General features: G+C 62.4%; 16 protein-coding genes. 11 read left to right on the top strand and 5 right to left on the bottom strand.

What is annotated here, in order from left to right; all coding sequences use genetic code 11:
- Positions 1 to 142: 142 nt before the first annotated feature.
- The 7 genes from AC0L14_RS10570 (at position 143) to AC0L14_RS10540 (ending at position 8,087) form a co-directional block, all read left to right on the top strand.
- The gene (locus tag AC0L14_RS10570; protein WP_473749416.1) at positions 143 to 526 is read left to right on the top strand and encodes a Fur family transcriptional regulator; all 384 of its coding nucleotides are present in this window, start codon (positions 143 to 145) and stop codon (positions 524 to 526) included.
- A gap of 369 nt (positions 527 to 895) precedes the next feature.
- Positions 896 to 2,341 carry a homospermidine synthase gene (locus tag AC0L14_RS10565; protein ID WP_473527140.1) on the top strand — a complete coding sequence of 482 codons (1,446 nt, stop codon included), beginning with the start codon at positions 896 to 898 and terminating at the stop codon, positions 2,339 to 2,341.
- Between the two features lie 198 nt (positions 2,342 to 2,539).
- Positions 2,540 to 2,911, top strand: a complete 372-nt coding sequence (gene omp10 / locus AC0L14_RS10560) for an outer membrane lipoprotein Omp10 (RefSeq protein ID WP_473749536.1) — start codon at positions 2,540 to 2,542, stop codon at positions 2,909 to 2,911.
- 178 nt (positions 2,912 to 3,089) lie between these two features.
- Positions 3,090 to 5,195: a 5'-nucleotidase C-terminal domain-containing protein gene (locus tag AC0L14_RS10555; RefSeq protein WP_473749414.1), complete on the top strand. Its 2,106-nt coding sequence runs from the start codon at positions 3,090 to 3,092 to the stop codon at positions 5,193 to 5,195.
- Between the two features lie 144 nt (positions 5,196 to 5,339).
- Positions 5,340 to 6,410, top strand: a complete 1,071-nt coding sequence (gene hemH, locus AC0L14_RS10550) for a ferrochelatase (protein WP_473749412.1) — start codon at positions 5,340 to 5,342, stop codon at positions 6,408 to 6,410.
- Between the two features lie 251 nt (positions 6,411 to 6,661).
- On the top strand, positions 6,662 to 7,612 hold the full coding sequence (locus tag AC0L14_RS10545) for an SPFH domain-containing protein (RefSeq protein ID WP_123149656.1): 951 nt from the start codon (positions 6,662 to 6,664) through the stop codon (positions 7,610 to 7,612).
- Positions 7,613 to 7,622: 10 nt separating this feature from the next.
- The gene (locus AC0L14_RS10540) at positions 7,623 to 8,087 is read left to right on the top strand and encodes an NfeD family protein (protein ID WP_473486423.1); all 465 of its coding nucleotides are present in this window, start codon (positions 7,623 to 7,625) and stop codon (positions 8,085 to 8,087) included.
- A 352-nt stretch (positions 8,088 to 8,439) separates the two neighbouring features.
- Here AC0L14_RS10540 and AC0L14_RS10535 read toward each other — a convergent pair whose 3' ends face one another.
- Positions 8,440 to 9,441, bottom strand: coding sequence for a KpsF/GutQ family sugar-phosphate isomerase (locus AC0L14_RS10535; RefSeq protein ID WP_473486422.1), 1,002 nt, complete (start codon positions 9,439 to 9,441; stop codon positions 8,440 to 8,442).
- Positions 9,442 to 9,593: 152 nt separating this feature from the next.
- Here AC0L14_RS10535 and AC0L14_RS10530 point away from each other — a divergent pair, with 152 nt between their 5' ends.
- Positions 9,594 to 11,330, top strand: coding sequence for an outer membrane beta-barrel protein (locus AC0L14_RS10530; RefSeq protein WP_473529548.1), 1,737 nt, complete (start codon positions 9,594 to 9,596; stop codon positions 11,328 to 11,330).
- Between the two features lie 160 nt (positions 11,331 to 11,490).
- On the opposite strand, the gene galU is transcribed toward AC0L14_RS10530, so the two are convergent.
- Positions 11,491 to 12,396, bottom strand: coding sequence for a UTP--glucose-1-phosphate uridylyltransferase GalU (gene galU, locus AC0L14_RS10525; protein WP_287211435.1), 906 nt, complete (start codon positions 12,394 to 12,396; stop codon positions 11,491 to 11,493).
- A gap of 213 nt (positions 12,397 to 12,609) precedes the next feature.
- Between galU and AC0L14_RS10520 the strand changes: the two genes are divergently transcribed.
- Both AC0L14_RS10520 and AC0L14_RS10515 read left to right on the top strand, forming a co-directional pair.
- Positions 12,610 to 13,836, top strand: coding sequence for a lytic murein transglycosylase (locus AC0L14_RS10520; RefSeq protein WP_473486420.1), 1,227 nt, complete (start codon positions 12,610 to 12,612; stop codon positions 13,834 to 13,836).
- A 129-nt stretch (positions 13,837 to 13,965) separates the two neighbouring features.
- Entirely contained in the window at positions 13,966 to 15,204 is a 1,239-nt protein-coding gene (locus AC0L14_RS10515; RefSeq protein ID WP_473749409.1) for an SGNH/GDSL hydrolase family protein, read from the top strand.
- 155 nt (positions 15,205 to 15,359) lie between these two features.
- On the opposite strand, the gene AC0L14_RS10510 is transcribed toward AC0L14_RS10515, so the two are convergent.
- Positions 15,360 to 16,814 carry a glutamate synthase subunit beta gene (locus tag AC0L14_RS10510; RefSeq protein WP_473529550.1) on the bottom strand — a complete coding sequence of 485 codons (1,455 nt, stop codon included), beginning with the start codon at positions 16,812 to 16,814 and terminating at the stop codon, positions 15,360 to 15,362.
- Positions 16,815 to 16,958: 144 nt separating this feature from the next.
- On the bottom strand, positions 16,959 to 21,707 hold the full coding sequence (gltB, locus tag AC0L14_RS10505; protein ID WP_473749535.1) for a glutamate synthase large subunit: 4,749 nt from the start codon (positions 21,705 to 21,707) through the stop codon (positions 16,959 to 16,961).
- A gap of 471 nt (positions 21,708 to 22,178) precedes the next feature.
- Between gltB and AC0L14_RS10500 the strand changes: the two genes are divergently transcribed.
- A complete protein-coding gene (locus AC0L14_RS10500) occupies positions 22,179 to 23,231 on the top strand; it encodes a threonine aldolase family protein (protein WP_473749408.1) in 1,053 nt (350 codons plus the stop codon).
- 75 nt (positions 23,232 to 23,306) lie between these two features.
- Here the strand turns inward: AC0L14_RS10500 and AC0L14_RS10495 are convergent, their stop codons facing one another.
- Positions 23,307 to 23,774 carry an Hsp20 family protein gene (locus AC0L14_RS10495; RefSeq protein WP_473486416.1) on the bottom strand — a complete coding sequence of 156 codons (468 nt, stop codon included), beginning with the start codon at positions 23,772 to 23,774 and terminating at the stop codon, positions 23,307 to 23,309.
- Positions 23,775 to 24,006: the final 232 nt, after the last annotated feature.

Raw genomic sequence — 24,006 nt, 5'->3', positions numbered from 1 at the left:
AGCCATTCGATCCATCTCCGCGGGAGCCATCAAAGTCAGCCCAGCTCTTGACGATCCGTTATGTTATGTTATCACGTTCGTCAATCGAAAACGTTATATTATAACTAACGGTCACCGTTGTTGGAACACGAGGGAACAGTGGATGCCTGGACGCAACCAGCAGTTGGTGCTCGACGCGTTGACGCGCTCCGAGAGGCCGATGGGGGCCTACGAACTGCTTGAACTTCTTCGCCAGGAAGGGCTCCGCTCACCGCTACAGATCTATCGCGCTCTGGATCGGCTCATCGAGGAGGGCCTGGTTCACAGGATCGAGAGCCTGAGCGCGTTTGCGCTCTGCCTCCCCAGCGAATGCGGCACCCACGGGCGCGCCGCTTTTGCAATCTGCGCGAATTGCGGGCGGGCAAGTGAAGTTCATGACCCGGCATTGGAGCGGGTGCTGCGCCGGATTGCCCGACGGCAGGGCTTCCGAACCAAGTCGGCCACGGTGGAGCTTTCGGGTCTCTGCGAGGCTTGCGCGCATGCATAGCGCAAAGCGAGAGGGTCCGCTTCGACGGATGGTCGATAAAAAGGCCCAAGTTCCATCCGCCAGCTTCCGGTGCATCTCCCGGTGATGCACTTCAATCGGCTCGCCATTTTGATCCACTCCCTTTGATTTGGCATTGCGATCACGTCATCGCGAGTCGCCGGCAATCTTTGAGGAGAGCCTTGCTTGAGCTTCGCCATCCACGATTTTGGCCTTAACCACGTAGCCAACTGAGCGTAGCCGAGGTTGGCGCTTTTCGCTGGTTTATGACAATGATCTGTGGTTGTAGCGCGTGGCGGTCGGGCAAAAAAATGCTCCGCTTTGCGTCTGTTTGCCCGGCTTTTCAGCCTATCTGAGGGAGTAATCGATAAAATGGCGAATGAAAACTGGCCCGTTTACGGTGAGATCACCGGCCCTGTCGTGATGATCGGCTTCGGCTCGATCGGACGGGGAACGCTGCCGCTGATCGAGCGCCATTTCAACTTCGACAAGTCGCGCATGACGGTCATCGACCCACGCGATACCGACCGCAAGCTGCTCGACGAGCGCGACATCACCTTCATGCAGGATGCGGTGACCAAGCAGAACTACAAGAAGCTGCTGACGCCGCTGCTGACCAAAGGTGGCGGCCAGGGCTTTTGCGTCAACCTGTCGGTCGACACCGGCTCAGTGGATTTGATGCGGCTCTGTCGCAAGCTTGGTGTGCTCTACATCGACACCGTCGTCGAGCCATGGCTCGGCTTCTATTTCGACCCCAAGGCCGACAATGCCAGCCGCAGCAACTACGCGCTGCGTGAATCCATGATCGAAGAAAAGCAGGCGCATCCCGGCGGGGCGACCGCAATCTCCACCTGCGGCGCCAATCCAGGCATGGTCTCGTGGTTCGTCAAGCAGGCGCTGGTCAACCTCGCCACCGATCTTGGCCTCGAGTTCTCAGAGCCCGCGCAGCACGATCGCGAAGGCTGGGCCAGGCTGATGAAAAAGGCCGGCGTCAAGGGCATTCACATCGCCGAGCGCGACACACAGCGCACCAAGAAGCCGAAGCCGATGGATGTGTTCTGGAACACCTGGTCGGTCGAAGGCTTCATCTCGGAAGGCCTGCAACCGGCAGAGCTCGGCTGGGGCACGCATGAAACGTGGATGCCGAAGAACGCCAAGGAGCACAAGCATGGCTCGAAGGCCGCGATCTACCTGGAGCAGCCGGGCGCCAACACGCGTGTGCGCAGCTGGTGCCCGACGCCCGGACCGCAATACGGATTCCTGGTGACGCACAACGAGTCGATTTCGATCGCCGACTTCTTCACCCTGCGCGGCAAGAAGGGCAAGGTTCAATATCGCCCGACCTGTCACTACGCCTACCATCCCTGCAATGACGCCGTGCTGTCGCTGCACGAGATGTTCGGCGCCGCCGGCAAGGCACAAGCCGTACATCACGTGCTCGATGAGAACGAACTGGTCGACGGTGTCGACGAGCTCGGCGTGCTGCTCTACGGCCACGACAAGAACGCCTATTGGTACGGCTCGCAACTGTCGCTGGCGGAAGCGCGCAAGCTGGCGCCTTATCAGAACGCCACGGGCATGCAGGTCACGTCGGCAGTGCTGGCGGGCATGGTCTGGGCGCTGGAAAATCCCGAGGCCGGCATCGTCGAGGCCGACGAGATGGACTACAGGCGCTGCCTGGAAGTGCAGTCCCACTATCTCGGGCCGATCAGGGGCTACTACACCGATTGGACGCCGCTCGATAACCGCCCTGGTCTTTTCCCGGAAGACCTCGACAAGAACGACCCATGGCAATTCCGCAACATCCTCGTTCGATAGTGCAATATCCTCGTTCGATAGCAATGTCTCACTGCCTTGCAATCGCCTGGAAATCGGGCGATTGAAGGAAGGTGGGCCAGAGCGACGTGCGTCCATTTGGACGCACAAAGCGCGCTCCAGCGCTTGAAATGTACGCATCGTGCTTTCCGAAAAATCGGATCGATTTTCGGGCCGATGCGAGAGGAGAGGATTTTGATGATGACGATTGCGCGCAAATTGCTTTCGGCCGGCATTGTCGCGGCCTGTGCCGCCTCGGCGGCGTGCACCACCGCCGGCCCGGGCGGGCCGCCTTTGGCCACGCGGAGCCCGGTCGAAGGCTCATGGATCGACGCGCAAGGCACGGGCCTGTCGACCTTCGCCGGCGGCAGCTTCAACACCGTCGCGACCGACACCGGCCAGAAACTTGCCGACGGCAGCTACACCATGACCGGCGGTACCTCGGTCGAGATCCAGGGCACTTCGCTGATCCGCCAGACGCCGATCAGCTTCAACTGCTTGTTGATCTCCACCTCCCAGCTTAATTGCACCAGCGCGAGCGGACAGAACTTCGTGCTGACGCGACGCACCTGAGCCCATACTGAATTGCTTTTGCAAAGGACGGCGGCTTGAGCCGCCGTCCTTTTTGCGCCGGCAAAGCTCTCCCCGATTCCGCTTGCATCACCTAAAACCCGATGTGAACATGGGCAAAAAGCTGGCTGTTATGTTCCAGTCAAGCAAGGGCGTTAAACAGGTCATCCTGGAGACGAAGATGAAGAAGATCGCCGCTATTGCCGCCCTGTCGGTGTCCACGCTTGGCCTGTCGGCCGGCGTGTCCTTTGCCGACTACACGCTGAACATCCTGCACATCAACGACTGGCACAGCCGCATCGAAAGCAACAACAAATATGAATCGACCTGCTCGGCCGAAGAGGAGACCAAGGGCGAGTGCATCGGCGGCGCGGCGCGGCTGATCACGGCGATCGCCCAGGAGCGCAAGAAACTCGAGGGGCAGAATGTGCTGCTGCTCAGCGCGGGCGACAACTTCCAGGGCTCGCTCTTCTACATCACCTACAAGGGCAAGACCGAAGGCGAATTCCTCAACCAGATGAAATTCGATGCCATGGCGGTCGGCAATCACGAGTTCGACGACGGCGAGGCGGCGCTGGCGCCATTCCTGGACATGATCCAGTTTCCGGTGCTCGGCGCCAATGTGAAGGCCGACGAGCAATCCAAGCTCGGTGACCGCGTGAAACCGTCGATCGTGATTGAGGTCGGCGGTCAGAAGATCGGCGTCGTCGGCGCGATCACCAACGACACGCCGGAGCTCGCTTCGCCAGGCCCTAACGTCACGATCGAGGACGACGTCAAGTCGATCACATCCGAGGTCGAGAAGCTGAAGGGAGAAGGCGTCAACAAGATCATCGCGGTCACCCATATCGGTTACAAGCGCGAGCGCGACGTCATCGCCAAGATTCCGGGTGTCGACGTGGTGGTCGGCGGCCACAGCCATTCGCTTTTGTCCAACACCGACCCCAAGGCTGAAGGCCCCTACCCGACGATGGTCGACAATCCGGACGGCTATAAGGTGCCGGTCGTCCAGGCAGCGTCCTATTCGAAATATCTCGGCGAGTTCAAGGTCGTGTTCGACGACAACGGCGTCGTCAAGCAAGCCAGCGGCGACCCGATCTACCTCGACAAGTCGATCACGCCGGATCCCGCCGTGCTTGCCCGCATCAAGGAGCTCGGCGCTCCGATCGAGGCGTTGAAGAACCAGGAGGTCGCCGAAACCACCAAGGCGATCGACGGCAGCCGCGAGAACTGCCGCACCCGCGAGTGCGAGATGGGCAATCTCGTCTCCGATGCCGTCCTTGACCGCGTCAAGGACCAGGGTGTCGAGATCGTCATCACGAATGGCGGCGGTCTGCGCGCCTCGATCGACCAGGGCACCGTCACCATGGGCGAAGTGCTGAACGTGCTGCCATTCCAGAACACAGTGGCGACCTTCCAGATTTCCGGCAAGGATCTGATTGCCGGGCTAGAGAACGGTCTCAGCCAGATCGAGGACGGCGCCGGCCGCTTCCCACAGGTTGCCGGCCTGAAGTATTCATTCGACAAATCGGCCGCCCCGAATGCCGGGCGCGTCAAGTCGGTCGAAGTCATGCAAGGCGGCGCGTGGACGCCGATCAATCCGGATAAGGATTACCTGGTCGCCACCAACAACTATGTGCGCCAGGGCGGCGATGGCTACGACGTATTCGCCGACAAGGCCAAGAACGCCTACGATTACGGTCCGGGCCTCGAACAGGTGGTCGCCGATTATCTCGGCGCGCATCGGCCCTATACGCCGAAGCTCGATGGCCGTATCACCGAGATCGCGGCCGCCGCCGCGGCGGAACCGGTCCAGGAACCGGCCCAGGAACCGGCCAAGCCGGCTGAAGCCGCGCCTGCTCCGGCCGAGCCGGCAAAGCCGGCAGAAACGGCTCCAGCCGCAACCGCGGAGCCGGCGATGCCCGAACCGCCGGCTGGTTCGGACGATATCGCCACGACGCCGCCAGCCGTCCCGGCGGAACCCGCCCCGGCAGCGCCGGCACCTGCCGAGCCGGCTAAACCGACCGAGACGGCACCCGCGGCACCGGCTCCTGCGGCGGAACCGGCCAAACCAGCCGAGGCTGCGCCTGCCGAGCCGGCAAAGCCGGCCGAGGCAACACCGGCCGAAAGCAGCCATGTGATCGTTGCCGGCGATACCTATTGGGACCTGGCGGAGAAGGCCTATGGCGATGGCACCAAGTGGAAAACGATCTCGGACGCCAACAAGGACTATGAGCCGCGCCGCCTTCCGGTCGGCGCAACCTTGACCATCCCGGCCGCAAACTAAATTCTTCCGTCATTGCTGGAAAACCCGTCCGGGGAACCGGGCGGGTTTTCTGCTTTCCGCCCGAGGTAAGATAAGGTGCGGCCAGACGCTGCATTGAAAACCGGCGCGGCATCGCTAGTTTCGCGCGGTGTCCGGAGATCCCTAATGACGCTTTCCAACCCTGTCGATCCCAAGGCCGCGGCGGCGAAGGGCCTCGGCCCGCAGCCGGCAGGACAGCCGCCGGTCGGGGCGGGCAGGATCGGCGTCATGCTGGTTAATCTCGGCACGCCCGACGGCACGGAATTCAAGCCGATGTGGCGCTACCTCAGGGAATTCCTGTCCGATCCGCGCGTCATCGAGCTCAACAAGGCGATCTGGTACCCCATCCTCTACGGGCTGGTTCTCACCACACGGCCGAAGAAGTCGGGCGCCAACTATGCCAGGATATGGAACCGGCAGCGCAACGAGTCGCCGCTGCGCACCTACACCCGCGCCCAGAGCGAAAAGCTGACCGAGGCGCTGCGCGACCTGCCCGACGTTATCGTCGACTGGGCGATGCGTTACGGCAATCCGTCGACCGAGAGCGTCGCCAAAGGGTTGGTCGCGCAAGGCTGCGACCGCATTCTGTCTTTTCCGCTCTATCCGCAATATTCCGCGACCACGACCGCGACCGCCAACGACCAGCTGTTTCGCGCGCTGATGAAGGTGCGCCGCGCCCCGGCGATCCGCAGCGTGCCGCCCTACTATGCCGAACCGGTTTATATCGAGGCGCTTGCCCGTTCAATCGAGCGCCATCTGGCGACGCTCGATTTCGAGCCGGAGGTGGTCATCGCCTCCTATCACGGCATTCCGAAACCCTATTCCGACAAGGGTGACCCCTATCAGGCCCATTGCCTGGAGACGACCCGGCTGCTGCGGGAAAAGCTCGGTTGGGATGAGAAGAGGCTGATCACCACGTTCCAGTCGCGCTTCGGTGCTCAGGAATGGTTGCAGCCCTACACCGACAAGACGGTCGAGAAATTGGCCGGAGAAGGCGTGAAATCGATCGCCATCATCAATCCGGGCTTTTCTGTCGACTGCATCGAGACGCTGGACGAGATCGGCAGAGAGGCGGCCGAGACTTTCCACCATGCCGGCGGCAAGAAGTTCGCGCACATCCCCTGCCTCAACGACAGTGCCGAGGGCATGGCGGTGATCGAGGCGATGGTGCGGCGCGAACTGTCGGGCTGGATTTGAAGCGGACATAATCGAGCGCCGCTAGCCCGGCCGCCCATACGCCGACAATTCGCGATCACCCGATTGTAACATTTCTGAAACACACTTAAGTGTTTGGTGAAGTCGGTTGCGTTGAAACGTCTACCGCATCGGCGGAAAATCGGAATCGATTTTCGGAAAGCACGATGCGCAGGTATAAAAGTTAGAGCGTACTTTGTGCGTCCAGTGGACGCGCGTCGCTCTAATGTGCTCGGCATCTGAGGGAGGGCCAAATGGATTTCAGTGGTTTCGATATCGCGCTTCTTGTTCTTGTCGCTCTTGTCGTGCTCGTGCTTTTCAAAGGCATCCGGACAATCCCGCAAGGCTACAATTATACCGTCGAACGCTTTGGCCGCTATACCAAGACATTGAGCCCCGGCCTTAACCTCATCGTGCCGTTCGTCGACCGCATCGGCGCCAAGTTGAACATGATGGAGCAGGTGCTCGACGTCCCGACCCAGGAGATCATCACCCGCGACAACGCCACCGTCGCCGTCGACGGCGTCGCCTTCTACCAGGTGCTCAACGCCGCGCAGGCCGCCTACCAGGTCGCTGGGCTGGAGAACGCCATCCTCAACCTGACGATGACCAACATCCGTACCGTGATGGGTTCGATGGACCTCGACGAGCTTTTGTCGAACCGCGACGCCATCAACGAACGCCTGCTGCGCGTCGTCGACGAGGCGGCGCACCCCTGGGGCATCAAGATCACTCGTGTCGAGATCAAGGACATCAACCCGCCGGCCAATCTCGTCGAATCGATGGGTCGCCAGATGATGGCCGAACGCAACAAGCGCGCGCAGATCCTTGACGCCGAAGGCCTCAAGCAGTCGCAGATCCTGGAAGCCGAGGGCCGCAAGGAAGCCGCCTTCCGCGACGCCGAGGCGCGCGAACGCTCCGCCGAGGCCGAGGCCCGCGCCACGCAGGTGGTGTCGGAAGCGATCTCCAAGGGCGACGTGCAGGCGCTCAACTACTTCGTCGCGCTGAAATACACCGAAGCGCTGACCAGGATCGGCTCCGCCACAAACAGCAAGGTTGTGCTGATGCCGATGGAAGCTTCGTCGCTGATCGGCACGCTCGGCGGCATCGGCGAGATCGCCAAGGAAGTCTTTAGGGGCGACGGCACTGCCGGCACGCCGCGGCAAGCCGCCCGCCCGCCCGTAGTTCGCCCGAGCGAGAGCTGAGGCCGGTCCCATGTTCGACCGCATCATTTCCGAACTCGGCCCTTGGAACTGGATGGTTCTCGGCTTCCTTCTCCTCGTAATGGAGGTCGTCGCACCGGGCATTTTCATGCTGTGGATCGGCATCGCCGCGCTGCTGATCGGTGCAGTCTCCCTGCTCATCTGGGACGCAGGTTTTTGGACTTGGCAGGTCCAGGTTCTCGCTTTCCTGGCGATGTCGCTGGTTTCAACCTATGTCGGCAAGAGACTGGCGGGCGGACGCCACGACCCGACAGACCAGCCACTGCTCAACCGCCGCGGCGAACAAATGATCGGCAGGATGGCGACACTGGCCGAGCCCATCAAGGACGGCCGCGGCCGCATAAAGCTGGGCGACACGCTATGGCGCGTCTCCGGCCCCGATCTGCCGGCCGGCACGCAGGTGCGCGTGACGGGCGCGGCCGACACCGATCTGGAACTGACGGTCGAGGCGGTCTAGGACCGATCCCACCGATCTCGGCGGGCGACTTTTCAAACAGGCCTGAGCCTCTGTCAGAGACTGTTTCGAAATTCGCTCTGGCGAGTCATATGGTGGTGGTTTCGAGAACCGGCGCGCAGCGGACATTAGAGCGCTGCGCGTCCAATTGGACGCGCAAAGGACGCTCTAACACTTTGCATTTGCGCATGATCCTTTCCGGGAAACCGAAATGGGTTTCCGGGGTCATGCGCTGGTCCGTGAGCACCGGTAGCTTTAACTGCCACGACCGCTCATAAGTGCTTCGGCCGGCGAAGGCCGGAAGCGCAGAAAACGCCATCAGATGGCCGCCAGAGTAGAGTTTCCAAACGGGCTCTCAGGCCGCGCCGATGCGCAGCAGATCGTGCAGATGGACAAGTCCGACCGGCCGTCCGCCCTCGACAACCATCAGGCTGGAGATGGCCGAATTGTTGATCGTCTGCAGCGCCGTCGCCACCAGCGTATCTGGACCGGCCGTCTTCGGCTCCTTGGTCATGACCTGATCGACACTCATCGCCAGAAGATTGCTGCCGATGTGGCGCCTGATATCGCCGTCGGTGACGATGCCGATCAGCGCACCATCCGCAGCGGTTATTGCCACGCAGCCAAACCCCTTGCGCGACAATTCGAGGATCGCTTCGCGCATTCCAGTGCCGGAAGGCACCAGCGGCAGCCTGTCGCCGACATGCATGATGTCGCGGATCTGCGTCAGATTGGCGCCAAGTTGCCCGCCGGGATGGAAGGTGCGGAAATGATCCGGCGTGAAGCCGCGCGCTTCGAGCAACGCGATGGCCAGCGCATCGCCGATCACCAGTTGCAGCAGCGTCGATGTCGTCGGCGCCAGGCCATGCGGGCAGGCTTCCGGCGCACGCGGCAGCAAAAGCACCACATCGGCCGCGCGCGCCAGCGCCGATCGCTCTCCGGCGGTGACCGCGATCAGCGGAATCGAGAAGCGCCTGGAATAGGCGATGATGCCCTTGAGTTCCCGGCTCTCGCCCGACCACGACATGGCGATGATGGCATCGTCCCTGGCGATCATGCCGAGGTCGCCGTGATTGGCTTCGGCAGGATGGACGAAGAAAGCCGGCGTGCCGGTCGAGGCGAGCGTCGCGGCGATCTTTGAGCCGATATGGCCGCTCTTGCCGACGCCGGTGACGATGACGCGGCCCTCGATCTGCGACACCATGTCGACGGCGCGCGCGAACGGTTCGGTCAATCCGTTTTCGAGCGCGGCCGCCAGCGCCGCGACACCGGCCTGCTCGGTCGCTACCGTTCTGAGCGCCGAGGCGATCGAAGCTTGCCCGTCGAACCGCTTCTTGTCTTGGGATCCCGCATGCATGGCTGATGCGATTAGCGCTTTGCTGCGCGCCTGTCCAACGGAATTGCCATCCAGCGGGGCTTTAAACCAACGCCGCCTCAACCCTCCATTAACCATCCCTATTTACGGTTCGGTAAGTATGGCGCGCGGGCGCCGCGCAAGCAGTGGTGGCAATGTCCGGGGCCCAGCATGAAAAGAAAGGAAGGCGAAACGGCAAGGCGGTCTACGCCTTGCTGTTGGCGACCAGCGTCTTCGCCTTGCTGCGGCCTGCGCAGCCCTATGCCCAGGTAGCCGAGCTGCGCGGCGAGGTTTCGGAATCAGCGATTCTGGACGACCAGCAGCGCGAAACCAGGCAATTGAGCATGGCCAGCGCCCAGGATCAGACGGCACGGGCCGACGCAGCCATCCAGGGCAATGCACCGGCGCCGACCTATCAGCCGGCCAGCCCGGGCGCCGTGCAGGACGACGACACGGCACCCGCGACCGGCAGCATTTTTGATCCGCTGGAAGCCACCGATGATGCGTTTGCGGACACGCCCGCTCCAATCCCGCCGCGCCGGCCATCGAGCGTAACGCAACGCGCGAACGATCAAGACTTGGCCGCCGAGGCCGCCGCCGCGACTGCAGCCACGACGGATGACACGGACACCGGCGAAACTGACCAGGACGCCACCAATCCCCGTGCCGTGACCATTGATTCCGCCGACAGGCAGCAGCTCGATCCGGGCGCCGAGCGCGCCGAAGCTATCGAAGGTCAGGACGAGAGTGCCGAGGACGACCCGTTCGCCGCCACCGGCATCAAACTCGGCTCCTTCGTGATCAGGCCGACGCTCGAGCAAGGCCTGACGGCGTCGTCGAATGCCGATTCAAGCACCGAAGGCAAACCGGCCCTGCTGTCCGAAACGGCGCTGCGCTTCAATGCCATCTCCGACTGGCGGGAGAATTCGGCTGTCATCGACGGCTATGGCATCTTTCTCAAGACCATATCGGGCGACGAGGTTCAGGAGGCACGGGGCCGTGTCGACGGCACGCTCAATGTCGACCTCGACAACGATCTGCGCGCTATCGCCAGCCTTGGTTACGAGGCGGCGCCGGAATCGGCTTCGTCGCCGGTCGTCATCGAAGGCACCGTCGAGCAGCCGGTGCGCCAGAGCATTAACGGCAGCCTCGCGGTCGAGAAGGATGCCGGCAAGATGCGCTTCGCCCTGACCGGCGCAGTCGAACACGACATCTACGGCGACGCCAAGCTTTCGACGGGCGGAACGCTGTCGCAGAAAGACCGTGACTCGACGCTCTATACCGCCACCTTGCGCACCGGCTACGAGATTTCCCCCGCTATCACCCCCTTCACCGAAGTCGAAATCGGCCGCCGGGTCTATGATTTGCGCGTCGACGCCAATGGTTTCGAACGATCCTCGACGGGGCTTGGGGTTCGGGCCGGCGCCGAGCTCGACCTCGGCGAGAAGCTTGCCGGCGAATTCTCGGCCGGCTGGCTGCGGGAGGCGATCGACGACGACCGGCTGCCGGCAATTTCGGGTGCCACGGTGAACGCCGACCTCAGATGGTCGCCGGAACGCGGCACCACGATCGGCCTCATCGGACAAACGACCGTCGAGGGCACGACAACCCCCGACGAAAGCGGCGACATCCTTTACTCCGGCCTCCTGACGGGCGAGCGGGAAATCCGTGCCAACCTGATCGGGAACGCAGCTCTCGGCGTGGGCTGGCGCGACTACGTCGGGTCCGACGGCCATGATCTGATACTGAGCGCCGAGGCCGGACTGACATGGTGGCTGAACCGGTATGCCGGACTGACCACCCGCGCCAGAACTGAAAAACAGACCAGCAACCTGGAGGGCCGCGACTACACCGCCCACAGCATCTTCGTCGGGGTGAAGCTGCAGCCGTAAGGCAGCCGTTAAAGGTTTGGGGTATCTCGAGTTTTCGGGTCAGGCGGTGGCGAGAATGGTGGCTTCGATCACCTGAACGCAGCCTACATCGAGGTATGCGAGTGCCGGAAGCGCAGGAAAACCGCCGTTCCCCGGCCGGCTGACTATCGATATACCTAAATTAGAACGCCGCGCCCCGTTGCTCTGACGGTTTCATCTCGTCGAGAAGCTTGCGGATAACGCCCGCCATTCGGCCGTTTATGTCGCTGCGCCACAGCGCGAAGGCGACGTTGGCCTCGACAAAGCCTTCCGGCGATCCGCAATCAAAGGTGCGCCCCTGGTAGTGGCAGCCGTAGAAGGGCTGTTGCTTCTCCAGCTTCAGCATCGCATCGGTGAGTTGGATCTCGTTGCCGGCGCCCTTCTCCTGGCCCTCGAGAATCCCAAATATCTCCGGCTGCAGGATGTAGCGCCCGTTGATGTATAGGTTGGAGGGCGCCGTGCCGGCCTTCGGCTTCTCCACCATGCCGGTGATGCGGAAACCGTGATGCGTATCCTCGCCACGGCCGACGATGCCATATTTATGGGCCTCGGCGGGGTCGCATTCCTGAACCGCGACGATGTTGTTGCCGGTCTCGGCATAAAGCTCGACCATCTCCTTCATGCAGCTTTTTTCCGACTGCATGATCATGTCAGGCAAAAGCAGCGCGAAGGGCTCGTCGCCGACCAGCTCGCGGGCGCACCAGACGGCATGGCCGAGGCCAAGCGGTACCTGCTGGCGCGTGAAGCTGGTCTGCCCCGGCGAGGGTTGCAGCCGCTGCAGGCGGGCGAGTTCGTCGTCCTTGCCGCGCTGGGCGAGCGTGTCATAGAGTTCGAACTGGACGTCGAAATGGTCCTCGATGACCGCCTTGTTGCGGCCGGTCACGAAGATGAAATGCTCGATGCCGGCTTCGCGTGCCTCGTCGACCACATACTGGATGACTGGCCTGTCGACGACCGTCAGCATTTCCTTGGGTATGGCCTTGGTGGCCGGGAGAAAACGCGTGCCGAGACCGGCGACCGGGAAAACTGCCTTGCGAACTCTCTTCATGCTGTCAATTATCCGCTTCTAAGCCTGTTCGGCAATCCCGCCTCGAGACATTTTCGCGCCGGAATCTAGGATTATGGAACGGCTGGTCAGAAAAAAAATTGTAGTCCGTAAAGCACCAACCCGCCTTTTCGTTCCCAACGGCACCTATGGTAAACTAAATGCTAACCGGGTTCGGCGATGAATGATCTTCCTGTGATGAAGAAGGAGGAAAAGATGACCGTTCGCAACGCCGCAACGCGCTTCACAAGCTTCGTTGCGGCCGCCAGCCTGTCGCTTGCCTTGCTGTTGCCCACCGGATCGGCTTTTGCCGACGCCGGTTTCCGGCAATGGGTGGCGAGTTTCCGCGCCACCGCGGTGCGGAGCGGCGTTTCCGGCGCCGTTTACGACCGGGCATTCGAGGGCATCAGCGATGCCGACCCGGTCGTGCTGGAAAAAGCGCGTTATCAACCCGAATTCACCGCGCCCGCCTGGGACTATTTCGACAACCGCGTCCACGACCAGTCGGTCGCTGTTGGCCAGCAGATGGCAAGGAAGTGGAAGCCGTGGCTAGACAGGATCGAGGCAAGATACGGCGTCGACCGTCACATCCTGCTGGCCATCTGGTCGATGGAATCGAATTACGGCGAAATCCTCAAGCGCGACGATGTCATGCGCAATGTCGTGCGTTCGCTGGCAACACTTGGCTATGCCGATTCGAGACGATCGAAGTTTGCCCGCACTCAGTTGATCGCGGCGCTGAAAATCCTGCAAAGGGGCGACATCGACAAAAGCCACCTCAGCGGCTCATGGGCCGGCGCCATGGGCCATACCCAATTCATTCCCACCAGCTATCAGGCCTATGCGGTCGATATGGACGGCGATGGCAAGCGCGACATCTGGAATTCGATTCCCGATGCATTGGCAACGGCCGCCAATCTGCTCAAGAAGAACGGCTGGCAGGCCGGCAAGACCTGGGGCTATGAAGTCAGCCTTCCCGACGGAAAGAAGTTCCCGGCCGGATCGAAGTCACTGTCGCAATGGCAAGCGCTGGGTGTCACGCGTGTCAACGGCAAGCCGTTCAAGAATAGTGCGGAGAAGGCCACGCTGAAGGTGCCGGGCGGCCGCGGCGGCCCGGCTTTCCTGATGATCAAGAATTTTTCGGTCATCAAGCGCTACAACAATGCCGACAAATACGCGGTTGCCGTTGGCCTTCTTGCCGACGGAATCGCCGGCTATGGTGGGCTTGTGCAGGACTGGAAACGGCCTTTCACGAAGCTCTCCTTCGAGGAGAGGCAGGAGCTTCAGCAGCGGCTTTCCCAGTACGGCTACTATGACGGCAAGTTCGACGGCAAGATCGGCGAGGGATCGAAAGCCGCCATCATGGCCTTCCAGGCGAAGGCTGGCTTGACCCAGGACGGACATCCGAGCATGGAAGTGCTCAAATGGCTCAGGCAGAACTAGCCTCGCATAGGGGCTGACCTGGAGCATCGGACCCAAACCGGTTTTGGGGAATCCGATGCTCAAAAAAAGATAGAGCGGCGGCACGGTTGGATTTGAGGGTCCGGCGCTCTTAAGGGATGGAGAGGGTAATTGGTTTCGGCTGCGCGTATCCGTGTGATCCTTCGTCGCGTGCCGATCCTGATTCTGGCTATTGCCGTTCTGGCCGTCAGCACAGCCGCCGTCTTTCACACGCCGGCCGTGGCGCAGGAAGAACAAAGGCGTGGCTGGTCGCTGCGCGACTTGTTGTTTCTGCGCCGAAGCGAGCGGGTGGAACCGCCGCGACTGATTCAGCCGCGACGGATTCAGAGGATCGGGCCACGGAAGCCAAAAGCCAGAAAGGCCCGTGCCGCGCCGCGCCGGCCGGCTGAGCCGGCAGTCCCGATTGTCGAGAAGGCGCCGGATGCCCGCACCATTCTGGTGGTCGGCGATTTCATGGCGAGCGGCCTCGCCGAAGGTCTCGACACCGCCTTTGCCGAAAACACCAAGGTCAGGATCGTCGTCCGCAGCAACGGTTCGTCGGGTTTCGTGCGTGACGATTTCTACAACTGGCCCGAACAGATCAAGTCGCTGATCGAGACCGAAAAGCCGGCGGCCGTGATCGTCATGCTGGGCTCCAACGATCGGCAGCAAATGCGCGTGAACGGTGAACGCGAACAGCCGCGGTCCGAAGCCTGGACCAAGGAATACGAACGCCGGACCGAAGCGTTCGGTAAGGCCATTGCGTCGGCCAACGTGCCATATCTGTGGGTCGGCATGCCGGCCTTCAAGGCGCCGAAGATGACCTCAGACATGCTGGCTTTCAACGACATCTACCGCTCGACGGCCGAAAGTCACGGCGGCGAATTCATCGACATCTGGGACGGTTTCGTCGACGAGGAAGGCGCCTTTGTCACCAGCGGGCCTGACATCAACGGCCAGCCGGTGCGCCTGCGCACCGACGACGGCATCTATGTCTCGAAAGCCGGCAAACGCAAGCTCGCCTTCTATGCCGAAAAACCCTTGCTGAAGATCCTTGGAATGACCGCTCCCCCCGGCACACTGGCAGCTTATGCGCCAGCCGGCGCTCCCGTCGGGGCGCCGGCGCCGACACCCATGGCCGTCGATCGCACCGTGCCGATGCTGCTCAACGATCCGGCACTCGACGGCGGCTCGGAACTTCTCGGCGCTGCATCGCCGGCAAAGGCGGACGGGCCTGGCGAAAAACTTGTCGTCGAGGGCAAGGCGCCCGCTGCTTCGCCCGGCCGCGCCGACGATTTTTCCTGGCCGCCCAGGGGACAGCCTGCGGCGGCGGCCGCTGGAAGCGACACGACGACGGCGATCAATCCTTGATACGAGGCTCCTCGGAGACCGTTTCGAAACTCGCTCCTGTGAGTCATATGAGGGTGTTTTCGAGAACCGGAGCGGAGCGTACATTCGAGTACGTGAGCACCGGAAGCGCAGAAAACGCCCTCAGATGGCCGCAGGAGTAGAGTTTCCAAACGCTCTCAGCGCGGCAACACGCTCGATCCCATCAACGCCTCGTCGATCGAACGAGCCGCCTGCCGGCCCTCGCGGATCGCCCAGACGACTAGCGATTGACCGCGGCGCACATCGCCCGCCGCATAGAGCTTTTCGACGCTGGTCTTGTAGTCGCGGTCATTGGCCTCGACGTTGTTCGAGCGGCGGCTGTCGATGGCGATCTTCATCTGGCCAGCCAGCTCCGACACCGGTCCGACGGTGGCCGGCCCGGCAAAGCCGATGGCGATGAAGGCGAGATCCGCGCGGATGACGAATTCCGTGCCGGCGATCGGCTTGCGCTTTTCATCGACCTCGCAGCATTTGACGCCGGTCAACGCGCCGTCCTCGCCGATGAATTCGAGCGTCGCCACCTGGAACTCGCGCTCGGCGCCTTCGGCCTGCGAGGACGAGGTGCGCATCTTCGTCGCCCAGTAAGGCCAGACTGAAAGCTTGTCTTCCTTTTCCGGCGGCTGCGGCCGGATGTCGAGCTGGGTGACGCGCACGGCGCCCTGGCGGAAGGCGGTGCCGACGCAGTCGGAGGCGGTGTCGCCGCCGCCGACGACGACGACATGCTGGCCGCCGGCGACGATCGGCGGCGAGGGCCACGCCACCGACTGGATCGGCTCGCCGCCGATGCGCTTGTTCTGCTGCACCAGATAGGGCATCGCGTCATGCACGCCGTCGAGATCGTCGCCGGGAATGTTGGCCGGGCGCGGCGTTTCCGAACCGCCGCAATAGAGCACAGCATCGTATTCGGCGAGCAGTTCCGCCACCGGTTTGTCGACGCCGACATTGACGCCGCAATGGAAGCTCACGCCCTCGCCTTGCATCTGCTCGATGCGCCGGTCGATATAGTGCTTCTCGATCTTGAAGTCGGGGATGCCGTAGCGCATCAGCCCACCCGGCCGGCTCTCGCGCTCATAGACGTGGACGTCGTGGCCGGCGCGGCCAAGCTGCTGGGCGGCCGCCATGCCGGCCGGCCCCGAGCCAATGACGGCGACGCGCCTGCCGGTCTTCTTTTCCGGCGGGTAGGGCCGGATATGACCGGTTTCATAGGCCTTGTCGGCGATCGCCTGCTCGATCGTCTTGATGGCGACCGGAATGTCCTCAAGGTTCAGCGTGCAGGCTTCCTCGCAAGGTGCCGGACAGATGCGGCCGGTGAATTCCGGGAAATTGTTGGTCGAGTGAAGGTTGCGGATCGCATTGTCCCAGTCGCCATTGTAGACGAGGTCGTTCCAGTCCGGGATCTGGTTGTGGACCGGGCAGCCGGTCGGCCCGTGGCAGTACGGAATGCCGCAATCCATACAGCGCGCGGCCTGTTTCTCGACCTCCTTATCCGACATCGGCAACGTGAACTCGCGAAAATGCCGGATGCGGTCGGAAGCCGGCTGGTACTTGTGCACCTGCCGGTCGATCTCGAGAAACCCTGTTACCTTGCCCATAGTCCAGTCCCTGCTGTCCAGATGGCGCGCTCGACGACGCACCCGTTAACCTCATAAGGCAGCCATGGCAACCTTCAGTCCGAGGCCAGGATTGTTGATGAAGGCGTCGACCGGGAAGCCTCGCTTCCCGGCAACTCCCAAAGCCTATTCCGCCGCCACGCCCATGCGCATGCGTTCCATTTCGATCAGCGCGCGGCGGTATTCGACCGGCATGATCTTCCGGAATTTCGGCCGGAAAGTCGCCCAGTTGTCGAGGATCTCGCGGCCTCGCACCGAACCCGTATAATGGACGTGGTTCGAGATCAGCTGATAGAGCCGCTCCTCGTCATGGCTAGTCATGTCGCCGGACACGTCGACGCGGCCTTTGTGGTCGAGGTCGCCGCCATGATGGAGCAGTTTCTCCATCAGGTCGTCTTCTTCGGGAACGGGTTCCAGTTCGACCATCGCCATGTTGCAGCGCTCGGCGAAATCACCTTCCTCGTCGAGCACATAGGCGACGCCGCCCGACATGCCGGCGGCGAAGTTGCGGCCGGTCTGGCCGATGACGACGACAATGCCGCCGGTCATGTACTCGCAGCCATGGTCGCCAACGCCTTCGACGACGGCAGCCACGCCCGAATTGCGAACCGCAAAACGCTCACCGGCGACGCCGCAGAAATAGGCCTCGCCCTCGGTCGCGCCGTAGAGCACCGTGTTGCCGACGATAATCGACTCCGCTGCGACGATCTTCGTGTTCTCCGGTGGGCGGATGACGATGCGTCCACCCGACAGGCCCTTGCCGACATAGTCGTTGCCGGCGCCAATCAGTTCGAACGAAACCCCCCGCGCCAGGAAGGCGCCAAAGGACTGGCCGGCGGTGCCGGTGAGCTTCACCGAGATCGTGTCCTCGCGCAGGCCCTTGTGCTTGAAGCGCTTTGCCACTTCGCCGGACAGCATGGCGCCGGTGGAACGGTCGACATTGCGGATCGGCAGCTCGATGCTGACCGGCTGCCTGGCTTCCAGCGCCGGCTTGGCGAGCTCGATCAGCTTGCGGTCGAGCACGCCGTCGATCGGATGCTTCTGCCGCTCGGTCCAGTGCACCGCCTCATGCGGGGCATCCGGCTTGAAGAACATCTTGCTGAAATCGAGCCCGCGCGCCTTCCAGTGCTGGATCAGCGCCCGCTTCTCCAAGAGTTCGGTGTCGCCGATGATCTGGTCAAGATGGGTGTAGCCCATCTCGGCGAGCAGCGCCCGCACCTCTTCCGCCACATAGAAGAAGAAGTTGATGACGTGTTCCGGCGTGCCCTTGAAACGCTTGCGCAACACCGGATCCTGCGTCGCGACGCCGACCGGGCAGGTGTTGAGATGGCACTTGCGCATCATGATGCAGCCGGCCGCGATAAGCGGCGCGGTCGAGAAGCCGAATTCGTCGGCGCCAAGCAATGCACCGATGACGACGTCGCGACCGGTGCGCAGGCCGCCATCGACCTGCAGCGCGACGCGCGACCTGAGGCCGTTGAGCACCAGCGTCTGGTGCGTCTCGGCAAGGCCCATTTCCCACGGGCTGCCGGCGTGCTTGAGCGAGGTCAGCGGCGATGCGCCGGTGCCGCCGTCATAGCCGGAAATGGTGATGTGATCGGCGCGCGCCTTGGCGACGCCGGCCGCAACCGTGCCGACGCCCACTTCGGACACCAGCTTGACCGAGACATCAGCCGCCGGATTGACGTTCTTGAGATCGAAGATCAGCTGCGCCAGATCCTCGATCGAATAGATGTCGTGGTGCGGCGGCGGCGAGATCAGGCCGACGCCGGGCGTCGAATGCCTGACATTGGCAATGGTGGCATCGACCTTGTGGCCGGGCAGCTGACCGCCCTCGCCGGGCTTTGCGCCTTGCGCGACCTTGATCTGCATCACATCGGAATTCACCAGATATTCCGCCGTCACGCCGAACCGCCCGGAAGCGACCTGCTTGATCGCCGACCGCTCGGGGTTCTTGCCGCCGCCCGGCAGCGGCAGGTAGCGGTCGGCCTCTTCGCCGCCCTCGCCGGTGTTCGACTTGCCGCCGATCGTGTTCATGGCGCGCGCCAGCGTGGTGTGAGCTTCCCTGGAAATCGAGCCGAAGGACATCGCACCGGTCGAGAACCGCTTGACGATATCGGCCGCCGACATAACCTCGTCGAGCGCGACCTTCTTGCGGCCGGTTTCTTCGGCGAACCTGATCTTGAACAGGCCGCGAATGCTCTGCGCCCGCGCCGCCTCGCTGTCGATCTGAGCGGAATAGTCCTTGAACGTCTGCCACGATCCTTGGCGCACGGCGTGCTGGAGGGTGGCCACGGCATCGGGTGACCAGATATGCGCTTCGCCGCGCATGCGGAACATGTATTCGCCGCCGACCTCGAGACTGTTGCGCAGCACCGGGTCGTTGCCGAAGCCGTCGGCGTGGCGGCTGACCGTCTCGGCCGCGATCTCTTCCAGCCCGACGCCTTCGATCAGCGTCGCGGTGCCGGTGAAATACTTCTGCACGAAATCGGTCTTCAGCCCGATCGCGTCGAAGATCTGCGCGCCGCAATAGGACTGGTAGGTCGAGATGCCCATCTTCGACATCACCTTGAGAATGCCCTTGCCGATCGACTTGATGTAGCGGGAGACGACCTCGTAGGCGTCGACCTCCGCCGGCAGCTCGCCGCGCTTGTGCATGTCGAGCAGCGTGTCGAAGGCCAGGTAAGGATTGATCGCCTCGGCGCCGTAGCCGGCAAGGCAGCAGAAATGATGCACCTCACGTGGCTCGCCGGACTCGACGACGAGCCCCACCGACGTGCGCAATCCCTTGCGGATCAGATGATGGTGGACCGCCGCCGTGGCCAGAAGTGCCGGAATGGCGATGCGGTCCGGCCCGAGCTGACGGTCGGACAGGATGATGATGTTGTAGCCGCCGGCGACCGCCGCTTCAGCGCGCTCGCACAGCCGGTCGATGGCGCCCTGCATGCCGGCCGCGCCTTCATTCGAAGCATAGGTGATGTCGATCGTCTTGGTGTCGAAACGGTCCTCGGTATGACCGATGGAGCGGATCTTCTCCAGATCGCCATTGGTCAGGATCGGCTGGCGCACTTCGAGCCGCTTGCGACGCGAATTGCCAACGAGGTCGAAGATGTTGGGCCTCGGCCCGATGAAGGACACCAGGCTCATCACCAGTTCCTCGCGGATCGGGTCGATCGGCGGATTGGTGACCTGGGCGAAGTTCTGCTTGAAATAGGTGTAGAGCAGCTTCGATCTGTCCGACATCGCCGAAATCGGCGTGTCGGTGCCCATCGAGCCGACCGCTTCCTGGCCGGTGGTTGCCATCGGCGACATCAACAGCTTGGTGTCTTCCTGGGTGTAGCCGAACGCCTGCTGGCGATCGAGCAGGCTGACGTCCCTGCGCAGCGCGCGCGGCTCGACCGGCTTCAGGTCTTCGAGGATGAGTTGGGTGTTGGCGAGCCAGCTCTTGTAGGGATGCCTGGTCGCGATCTCCGACTTGATCTCCTCATCGGAAACGATGCGGCCCTTCTCCAGGTCGATCAACAGCATGCGGCCGGGCTGCAGCCGCCACTTCTTGACGATCCTTTCCTCCGGCACCGGCAGCACGCCGGCTTCCGAAGCCATGATGACGCGATCGTCGTCGGTGACGATGTAGCGCGCCGGGCGCAGCCCGTTGCGGTCGAGCGTGGCGCCGATCTGGCGGCCGTCGGTAAAAGCTACTGCGGCCGGTCCGTCCCACGGCTCCATCAGGGCGGCGTGGTATTCGTAAAAGGCCTTGCGATCTTGATCCATCAACTTGTTGCCGGCCCAGGCTTCCGGGATCAGCATCATCATCGCATGGGCGAGCGAGTAGCCGCCCTGCGTCAGGAATTCGAGCGCATTGTCGAAACAGGCGGTGTCCGACTGCCCCTCATAGGAGATCGGCCACAGCTTGGAGATGTCGTTGCCGAACAGTTCGGAATCGACCGAGGCCTGCCGCGCCGCCATCCAGTTGACGTTGCCGCGCAGCGTATTGATCTCGCCATTGTGGGCGACCATGCGATAGGGATGCGCCAGCTTCCACGACGGGAAGGTGTTGGTCGAAAAACGCTGGTGGACGAGGATCAGCGCCGTCTCGAAACGCGGATCGGTCAGATCCTTGTAGTAGGCGCCGACCTGATAGGCCAGGAACATGCCCTTGTAGACGATGGTCCGCGATGACATCGACACGACGTAGAAGCCATTGTCGACGCCCTTGGTCTCTTCATGGATGCGACCGGAAATGACCTTGCGCAGGATGTAGAGCCGCCGCTCGTAATCGTCGTCGCTCTCGATCTCGGCGCCACGACCCAGGAACACCTGCCGCTGGACCGGTTCGGAAGCAGCGATATCAGGCGCCTTTGACAGCAATGAATTGTCGACCGGCACATCGCGAAAGCCGAGCAGCGGCTGGCCTTCAAGCTGCGCCACCTCGGCGATGATGCCTTCGATATGCGCCTGAAGCTCAGGATCGCGCGGCATGAACACATGGCCGACGGCGTAATGGCCGGGCTTGGGCAGTTCGACGCCCTGGCTGGCCATCTCCTCGCGGAAGAAGCGATCGGGAAGCTGCACCAGCACGCCGGCGCCGTCGCCCATCAGCGGATCGGCGCCGACGGCGCCGCGATGCGTCAGGTTTTCGAGCACCGCAAGGCCGTCCTTGACGATCTGATGCGACTTCACGCCCTTCATGTTGACGATGAAGCCGACGCCGCAGGCATCGTGCTCGTTGCGGGGGTCGTAAAGGCCTTGGGCGGCGAAACCGGTATGGGTGCGCCCGATATTGGTCAGGCCAGTGGCGATGGACCGATTTTTGACAGCTGGCGCTTTCGTCTGCGCGGCCGGGCCGTTCGTCGCAGATGGCGTCATTTCCGTCATCATCCTGTCCTCCATTCCCAGCCCTAAGGGCGCTGGTTTCCGTTGGGAAGCGCATGAGCTTCCCTCTCATCCTTACGGCACGTCTTGCGAAATCCTTGCCAAACCAGGCGGCCTGGTTCGCATCCGGCAATCGTACAGGCCAGAGCCGGGCTGTCTACCTGTCGCTCGCGGCAACGGCCGGAGAGGCCCAATGATACGCCAATCCAGCCTGTTTTTGTGCGACAAAATAAGACAGCACTACTGTCCTAAATTTTTATGACAGAAATTGCGGATGCGCACAAGACCGATTCACAACAATCTTAGGCATTTAGAGACAGAAAATTACGCGCGACCGTACCAAAACGCAACCTTCGGTCGTCCGCCTGTGTCCCGGCCTCTCGCTGGCTTTACCGCTTTTCCGCCGCTTGGCACTTGCGAGCGGCATGCGAAAGCGGCCAAGGTTGCATCGATTTTCCCAGCACAGGCAAACGCATGAATTTCGCTTCCGACAATTGGGCAGGCGCCCATCCCGACATCTCAGCCAATTTATCCCGGCATGCCGCAGGTGCTGCCACTGCTTACGGCGACAGCGACCTGGACCGCGCCATCTATCGGCGCTTCAGCGAAATTTTCGAACGCGAGGTTGCAGTGTTCTTCGTCGCAACCGGTACGGCGGCCAACGCCCTCTCCATGAGCGCGTGCAACCGAATTGGCGGCGTCGCCTTCTGCCATTCCGAAGCGCATATGACCGTCGATGAATTCGGCGCGGCGGGCTTCTACACCGGAGGGGCGCGCATGTCGCCGGTGCCGGGTCCATTGGGGCGCATCAATCCGCAGGCGCTCGACCGGGCCATCATGCGCTATTCCCAAGACCTGGCTCCCGCCGGCCAACCGATGGCGGTCACGATCACGCAGGCGACTGAAGTCGGCACCGTCTACACCGTCGCCGAGATCACAGCCATCTCCGAAGTGAGCCACCGTCACGGGTTGCCTCTGCATATGGACGGCGCGCGCTTCGCCAACGCGATTGCCGCGATAGACACCAGTGTGGCGGAAATGACCTGGAAGAGCGGCGTCGACATCGTCTCCTTTGGCGGCACCAAGAACGGCTGCTGGATGGCCGACGCAGTCGTGGTTCTTAATCCAGACCTGGGGCATGATTTGCGCCTGTTGCGCCAGCGCGCCGCCCAGAACTTTTCCAAGTCGCGCTTCATCTCGGCCCAGTTCGAAGCCTATTTCGCCAACAATCTGTGGCTGGAAACCGCGCGACACGCCAACGCCATGTCGGCTCGGCTGGCGGCAGCAATTGAGGATTCTGCTTCGGCCCGGCTCGCCTGGCTTCCCCAGGCCAATGAAGTCTTCGCAATCCTCAGCCGCAACAATGCCGAACGGTTGCAGGCCGCCGGCGCCAAATTCTACGAATGGGGAGTGCCGCATGGCCTTGACGGCCACATCGGCGAGGACGAGGCGCTCTACCGTTTCGTCACCAGCTTTGCGACCACGGCCGAAGAGGTCGACCGCTTTGGCCAGCTAATTGCTGGATAGCACCTTATCCACATCCACAAAAAAGGGCGACGCCAAGCGCCGCCCTTCGTCCCTGAGATCGTCTTGTGACGCAGCTTACGCGGCGGTCTTGGCCTCGATCTGCTTGGCCTTCGCCGAAGACGCGGTGATCGCGATCTTGCGGGGCTTCAGCTCCTCGGGAATATTGCGCTTGAGATCGACGAAGAGCAGGCCGTTCTTCAGCGAGGCGCCGACGACTTCAACATGGTCGGCAAGCTGGAAGCGGCGCTCGAAGGCCCTGCTGGCGATGCCGCGATAGAGCAGTTCGGAGCCTTCGCCATTGCCCCCTTCCTTGCGCTCACCCTTGACGGTCAGGACATTGCGGTGAGCTTCGATCGAGAGCTCGTCGTCCGAGAAGCCGGCGACCGCCATCGAGATGCGATAGGAATCCTCACCGGTGCGCTCGATGTTGTAGGGTGGATAGGTCTGCGCACCTTCGGGCTGCGCAAGCGAATCGAGCATGGTGAACAGCCGGTCGAAACCGACGGTCGAACGATAGAGCGGGGAAAAATCAACGTGACGCATAGTGTGTTCTCCTGTTGAGCAACAAAGTTTGCGTATGGCCGGTGCGAAACCCGTGACGGCGTTCCGAATAGGCCAGCGGCCCCGACATTGGCGGCCACAGCAGACATTTGGGGAACACCTGAAAGCATTTCAAGATTTCTCGATGAACGGCAGATGAACCGCGGCTTCGGCGGACGTTCAGCTAAGTGGCGGTAGACTGCTTCCAGGATCAAGGAACAGGCGGCGGTTACGG

This window comes from Mesorhizobium sp. WSM4841 (assembly GCF_055811515.1).
This window is presented reverse-complemented; position numbering and strand designations above follow the sequence as displayed.

Coding starts and splice junctions, on each gene's coding strand:
- AC0L14_RS10510 (WP_473529550.1), bottom strand. CDS start 16,814: ATGGGCAAGGTAACAGGGTTTCTCGAGATCGACCGGCAGGTGCACAAG.
- AC0L14_RS10545 (WP_123149656.1), top strand. CDS start 6,662: ATGGATTTCAGTGGTTTCGATATCGCGCTTCTTGTTCTTGTCGCTCTT.
- galU (WP_287211435.1), bottom strand. CDS start 12,396: ATGAAGAGAGTTCGCAAGGCAGTTTTCCCGGTCGCCGGTCTCGGCACG.
- AC0L14_RS10570 (WP_473749416.1), top strand. CDS start 143: ATGCCTGGACGCAACCAGCAGTTGGTGCTCGACGCGTTGACGCGCTCC.
- AC0L14_RS10520 (WP_473486420.1), top strand. CDS start 12,610: ATGACCGTTCGCAACGCCGCAACGCGCTTCACAAGCTTCGTTGCGGCC.
- AC0L14_RS10530 (WP_473529548.1), top strand. CDS start 9,594: ATGTCCGGGGCCCAGCATGAAAAGAAAGGAAGGCGAAACGGCAAGGCG.
- AC0L14_RS10495 (WP_473486416.1), bottom strand. CDS start 23,774: ATGCGTCACGTTGATTTTTCCCCGCTCTATCGTTCGACCGTCGGTTTC.
- AC0L14_RS10540 (WP_473486423.1), top strand. CDS start 7,623: ATGTTCGACCGCATCATTTCCGAACTCGGCCCTTGGAACTGGATGGTT.
- gltB (WP_473749535.1), bottom strand. CDS start 21,707: ATGACGGAAATGACGCCATCTGCGACGAACGGCCCGGCCGCGCAGACG.
- AC0L14_RS10565 (WP_473527140.1), top strand. CDS start 896: ATGGCGAATGAAAACTGGCCCGTTTACGGTGAGATCACCGGCCCTGTC.
- AC0L14_RS10555 (WP_473749414.1), top strand. CDS start 3,090: ATGAAGAAGATCGCCGCTATTGCCGCCCTGTCGGTGTCCACGCTTGGC.
- AC0L14_RS10500 (WP_473749408.1), top strand. CDS start 22,179: ATGAATTTCGCTTCCGACAATTGGGCAGGCGCCCATCCCGACATCTCA.
- hemH (WP_473749412.1), top strand. CDS start 5,340: ATGACGCTTTCCAACCCTGTCGATCCCAAGGCCGCGGCGGCGAAGGGC.
- omp10 (WP_473749536.1), top strand. CDS start 2,540: ATGACGATTGCGCGCAAATTGCTTTCGGCCGGCATTGTCGCGGCCTGT.
- AC0L14_RS10535 (WP_473486422.1), bottom strand. CDS start 9,441: ATGCATGCGGGATCCCAAGACAAGAAGCGGTTCGACGGGCAAGCTTCG.